The organism is Mesorhizobium sp. M1406 (assembly GCF_040317555.1).
Lineage (GTDB): Bacteria > Pseudomonadota > Alphaproteobacteria > Rhizobiales > Rhizobiaceae > Mesorhizobium.
In genome coordinates this window covers 490,001-495,844 of sequence record NZ_JAMYKW010000001.1, presented here as the reverse complement: position 1 = coordinate 495,844, position 5,844 = coordinate 490,001, and the positions used below count along the sequence as shown (strand labels likewise).

Genomic DNA, 5,844 nt, shown 5'->3' with positions numbered 1-5,844 from the left:
CCCGTGTCGCATCAAAATGGAAAACCAAAAGTCCCTGTTTCCGGACGTTTGAAGAAGAGGTGCAGTATGAATCGGTCGTTGCGATCGGGCGGATCGACCGCTCGACGGTATTGCTATCGATTTCGATGCGGCCGTCGTCGAGGAAGCGGGTCAGCCCCTCCCAGCGTGACAGCGTATAGCGGATTGCCTCCGCGAGCTTGGTCTTCTGGCTGATCAGGCCGAGCTTCTCGCGCAGCCACGGCTCGAGTTCGGCCAGGATCGGCCGGCTCCTTTCCTGGCGCACGGCACGACGTGCGTCTGCGGGCTGGCCGCGGATGTCGTCCTCGACGCGATAGAGATTTGCGATGCGCCGGAGGGCCTCGCTCGCGATCGGTGCCGGGCCGGCCGCGGCGAGTTCGTAGAAGCGCCGGCGCACGTGTGCCCAGCAGAAGGCGAGCGTTGCGCCGCTCTTGTCGGCGAGCACCCGATAGCCACCATATCCGTCGACCTGCAGGATTCCGGCAAAGCCCGCCAGATGAGCGATCGGTCGCTCCGCCTTTCTGTCCGGCGCATAGATATAGGCGACACCGGGTGGGTCGCTCACGTCCCATGGTCGGTCATCACGGGCGTAAGCCCAGAACTGTCCGGTCTTGGTCTTGCCACGGCCGGGATCCAGCACCGGCGCCGTGGTCTCGTCGGCAAAGAGTTTCGGCGAGGACTTCAGTTTCTCCAGCAGCCGCTCGTGGACCGGACGCAGATGCCAGGCGGCGCGGCCGACCCAGTCGGCGAGCGTGGAGCGGTCCAGATTGATGCCCTGCCGGGCGTAGATCTGCGCCTGACGATAGAGCGGCAGGTGATCGGCATATTTGGAGACCAGAACCTGGGCGATCGTCGCCTCGGTCGGCAGACCGCCTTCGATCAGCCGGGCGGGCGCCGGAGCCTGCACGACCACGTCCTCGCAACCACGACACGCATATTTGGGTCGCCGCATGACGATCACGCGCAGTTGCGCCGGCACGATATCGAGCCGTTCGCTAACGTCTTCGCCGATCCGATGAAGTCCGTTGCGGCAGCATGGGCAGGCATGGTCCTTGATGTCGACGACCATCTCGATGCGCGGCAGATGCGGCGGCAGCGCGCCCCGGTTCGCCCGCCGCTTTGCGGTGCGCTCCCTGCGCGTGGCAGGATCGGCACGTTCGGCCTCTGCCTCGCCGTCCGCCTCGATCTGCTCGGCCTCCTCGAGGCCAAGGAGCAGTTGATCTTCGGGCAGGCTCTCGGCCCGGCGGCCGAAGCGGTGCCGCTGCAATTCCTTGATGATCTGGGTCAGGCGAGCATTCTCGACATCGCGCGCCAGGACCATCGCCTTCAGTACATCCGGATCGTCGGGAAGCTGGTCCGCCGTCATCGCCATGATAGGATGAGACCATATTCGCCGACAGCCCGCGACAGCGGAATCCAGGCTGATTCACTTCGTCGCGGGTCAGCCGGCCTGCGCCGGAGCGCGCGTCCGGCGCGCCTCATGGACGCGCCGCCAATCAAGCCCTTCAAGCAGCGCCGAGAGCTGTGCGGCCGTCAGCCGCATCACGCCGTCATGCACCTTCGGCCAGCGGAACTCCCCATCCTCCAATCGCTTGGCATAGAGGCAGACGCCAGTGCCATCCCAGAAGATCAGCTTGATCCGATCAGTCCGTTTCGCCCGGAAGACATAGACCGCCCCACTGAACGGATCGGCGCCCATCGTCTCGCGCACCAGCGCGGACAATCCTTCTGCCCCTTTCCGGAAGTCCACCGGCTTCGTCGCCACCATCACCTTGACCGCGCCGGTCGGGCCAATCATGTCGTCGCCTTCAAGGCACGGATCACGGTGGCCACCGTCTTCGCATCAGCGCCTCGGCCGACACGCATCGCCACTCCGTCGATCTCAAGCTCGATCACGCCGGCGTCTCGGGTGGCTTGCCGTTTCGGCTGCTTCGGTGGACGCCTGGCTGCAGGTTCCGGCACCACCACAACCGCCGGCACGAAGGTCGGGGATTCCTGCTGCGCCGAAGCAGCCCGTTTGCGCGCTTCGCGACGCCAGGCGAAGACCTGTTGTGGCCTGAGACCATACCGGCGGGCGACCTCGGAAATGATCGCGTTCGGTTCCAGCGTCTCCGCGATGATCCGCGACTTGTCATCCACCGACCAATGACGCCGACCGCCAGCACCGTTGATCACTTCGAAACGTCGAGGCTGTCGCTCCGGGTTAAGCGTAAGGTCAAGTCCAGACACAAGCCGATCTCCGATCCCAATGCAGAACCGGCAACCTCACAGATTGCGACCACTCCCGAAAGGTGGCCCGGAAACATCGCTTACGACATGGGGATTGATCATGAAGGCTTTCCGGCCGGCTCGTTCCGAGAAGCCCCAAACGCGAACGGCCCGCATTGAGCGGGCCGTTTGATTGTTGGATTTGGTTGCGGGGACAGGATTTGAACCTGTGACCTTCAGGTTATGAGCCTGACGAGCTACCGGGCTGCTCCACCCCGCGTCAACCTTGGCTGTAAGCGCAAGCCTACGAATAGGATGGCCTACAAATAGGTATATGGCTCGCCAAATGAAAGGGCCGCTTGCGCGGCCCGGGCTTCCCTTGGCGGGCCTTATGCATGTCGCCCAAAGTGCTTGGCGGTTTTGGGGCAACTACATGCATCAACAAAAGTAAGGAGAAGATTTCCCTGCATCCGATTTGGATGTGAGATTGAACGTGCGTTTAGCAGACCTGGCAGCGACCTACTCTCCCGCGTCTTGAGACGAAGTACCATCAGCGCTGGAGCGTTTCACGGCCGAGTTCGGAATGGGATCGGGTGCAGCCGCTCCGCCATAACCACCAGGTCGGCAAAACGCACGTTGTTCGAGAAGCTGAGTTAGGGATTAGGCAGTAGGGAATAGTGAGTAGGAGATACCTGCTCGCTATAAGCATGCGCCATTTGCCCGTCTTTCCGTGCCAAGGCGACGTTTTCTACAGGGCGCTTCGGGCATAAGCCCGCAAGCGCGACTGCGCGTCGCCGGTTTTCCGGCGCCCTCGCGGAGCATAGGCCCCGGAGGGGCCGCTCATGCGTGAGCGCTGGTAAGACCATTTGACTTCGTCAAATGGGCATAAGGAATGAGAACGATCAAGCCGATCGAACTATTAGTACCGGTAAGCTTCAAGCGTTGCCGCTCTTCCACACCCGGCCTATCAACGTGGTCGTCTTCCACGGTTCTCAGGGAATACTCGTTTTAAGGTGGGTTTCCCGCTTAGATGCCTTCAGCGGTTATCCCGTCCGGATATAGCTACCCTGCTATGCGGCTGGCGCCACAACAGGTCCACCAGAGATCCGTCCATCCCGGTCCTCTCGTACTAGGGACAGATCCTTTCAATATTCCTACACCCACGGCAGATAGGGACCGAACTGTCTCACGACGTTCTGAACCCAACTCACGTACCGCTTTAAATGGCGAACAGCCATACCCTTGGGACCTGCTCCAGCCCCAGGATGCGATGAGTCGACATCGAGGTGCCAAACAACCCCGTCGATATGGACTCTTGGGGGTCATCAGCCTGTTATCCCCGGCGTACCTTTTATCCGTTGAGCGATGGCCCTTCCACGCGGGACCACCGGATCACTATGACCGACTTTCGTCTCTGCTCGACTTGTCAGTCTCGCAGTCAGGCAGGCTTATGCCATTGCACTCAGCGAACGATTTCCGACCGTTCTGAGCCCACCATCGCGCGCCTCCGTTACTCTTTAGGAGGCGACCGCCCCAGTCAAACTACCCACCATACATTGTCCCGGACCCGGATAACGGGCCGCGGTTAGACATCCATAGTAATAAGGGTGGTATTTCAAGGGTGGCTCCACCTGAGCTGGCGCCCAGGTTTCAAAGCCTACCACCTATCCTACACATGCCACTACGAATGCCAATGTAAAGCTATAGTAAAGGTGCACGGGGTCTTTCCGTCTAACCGCAGGAACCCCGCATCTTCACGGGGAATTCAATTTCACTGAGTCTATGCTGGAGACAGCGGGGAAGTCGTTACGCCATTCGTGCAGGTCGGAACTTACCCGACAAGGAATTTCGCTACCTTAGGACCGTTATAGTTACGGCCGCCGTTTACTGGGGCTTCGATTCAGAGCTTGCACCCCTCCTCTTAACCTTCCAGCACCGGGCAGGCGTCAGACCCTATACGTCGTCTTGCGACTTCGCAGAGCCCTGTGTTTTTGATAAACAGTCGCTACCCCCTGGTCTGTGCCACCCTCCTCTACTTGCGTAGAAAAGGGTCACGCTTCTTCCGAAGTTACGCGTGCAATTTGCCGAGTTCCTTCAGCATAGTTCTCTCAAGCGCCTTGGTATACTCTACCAGACCACCAGTGTCGGTTTCGGGTACGGTTTATAAGGAGGAGCTATTTCCTGGAACCACGCAGCAGCCCGTTCAATCCGATAAGATTGGACTACCTCAATGATCCGTCACTACCTCCAAGCCCACGAATATTAACGTGGTTCCCATCGACTACGCGTTTCCGCCTCGTCTTAGGGGCCGGCTAACCCTGCTCAGATTAGCTTTAAGCAGGAACCCTTGGTCTTTCGGCGGGGGAGTCTCTCACTCCCCTTACGTTACTCATGTCAGCATTCGCACTTCTGATACCTCCACCACCCCTCACGGGTATGGCTTCATCAGCTTACAGAACGCTCCGCTACCGCTTGGCCCTTGCGGACCAAACCCTAAGCTTCGGTGTATGGCTTTAGCCCCGTTACATTTTCGGCGCAAAGACCCTTATTTAGACCAGTGAGCTGTTACGCTTTCTTTAAATGATGGCTGCTTCTAAGCCAACATCCTGGTTGTTTTGGGATCCTCACATCCTTTCCCACTTAGCCATAACTTGGGGACCTTAGCTGTAGGTCAGGGTTGTTTCCCTTTTCACGACGGACGTTAGCACCCGCCGTGTGTCTGCCGACTAGTACTCCCAGGTATTCGGAGTTTGGTTAGGTTTGGTAATCCGGTGAGGACCCCTAGCCCATCCAGTGCTCTACCCCCTGGGGTATTCGGTCGACGCTCTACCTAAATAGATTTCGCGGAGAACCAGCTATTTCCGAGTTTGATTGGCCTTTCACCCCTAGCCACAAGTCATCCCGAACTATTGCAACAGTTATGGGTTCGGTCCTCCAGTAAGTGTTACCTTACCTTCAACCTGCTCATGGCTAGATCACTCGGTTTCGGGTCTAATGCGACGAACTGAACGCCCTATTCAGACTCGCTTTCGCTGCGCCTACACCTAGCGGTTTAAGCTTGCTCGTCACACTAAGTCGCTGACCCATTATACAAAAGGTACGTGGTCACCCAGGACGAACCTTGGGCTTCCACTGTTTGTAGGCAATCGGTTTCAGGTACTCTTTCACTCCCCTTGTCGGGGTGCTTTTCACCTTTCCCTCACGGTACTAGTTCGCTATCGGTCATGCACGAGTACTTAGGCTTGGAGGGTGGTCCCCCCAATTTCAGACAGGATTTCACGTGTCCCGCCTTACTCGAGGACGATTGATTGCATTACGCGTACGGGGCTGTCACCCACTATGGCCCTACTTTCCAGAAGGTTCCGCTTGTCTCTCAATCGCCACTGGCCTGGTCCGGGTTCGCTCGCCACTACTTCCGGAGTCTCGGTTGATGTCCTTTCCTACGGGTACTTAGATGTTTCAGTTCCCCGCGTTCGCCACTTTACCCCTATGTATTCAGGGTAAGTTACCTATTATCGATACTTGGAAACCACAGCAGCAAGTCGGCCTTGCGACCTTCCGGCTGCTCTGATTTTCCAAGTACCTTAGGTGGGTTTCCCCATTCGGAAATCTACGGAT

3 protein-coding genes, 1 tRNA gene and 2 rRNA genes (1 of these 6 running past the window's edge) are annotated in these 5,844 nt (G+C 58.5%); all 6 read right to left on the bottom strand.

Features of this window, described 5'->3' with window-relative positions; translation table 11 throughout:
* The coding region (gene tnpC, locus NKH03_RS02505; RefSeq protein ID WP_352966960.1) for an IS66 family transposase at positions 1 to 1,390 on the bottom strand (1,390 nt) is incomplete at its 3' end.
* Between the two features lie 69 nt (positions 1,391 to 1,459).
* Complete coding sequence (gene tnpB, locus NKH03_RS02500) at positions 1,460 to 1,816, bottom strand: IS66 family insertion sequence element accessory protein TnpB (protein WP_352966958.1); 357 nt, start codon at positions 1,814 to 1,816, stop codon at positions 1,460 to 1,462.
* On the bottom strand, positions 1,813 to 2,247 hold the full coding sequence (gene tnpA, locus NKH03_RS02495) for an IS66-like element accessory protein TnpA (protein ID WP_352883987.1): 435 nt from the start codon (positions 2,245 to 2,247) through the stop codon (positions 1,813 to 1,815). Before tnpA ends, tnpB begins: the two co-directional genes overlap by 4 nt.
* Positions 2,248 to 2,429: 182 nt before the next feature.
* Positions 2,430 to 2,506: transfer RNA gene (locus NKH03_RS02490), tRNA-Met, on the bottom strand.
* A 226-nt stretch (positions 2,507 to 2,732) separates the two neighbouring features.
* Positions 2,733 to 2,847, bottom strand: a 5S ribosomal RNA gene (gene rrf / locus NKH03_RS02485).
* Between the two features lie 277 nt (positions 2,848 to 3,124).
* Positions 3,125 to 5,844 (bottom strand): 23S ribosomal RNA (locus NKH03_RS02480) (it continues 102 nt past the right edge of the window).

Coding starts and splice junctions, on each gene's coding strand:
- tnpB (WP_352966958.1), bottom strand. CDS start 1,816: ATGATTGGCCCGACCGGCGCGGTCAAGGTGATGGTGGCGACGAAGCCG.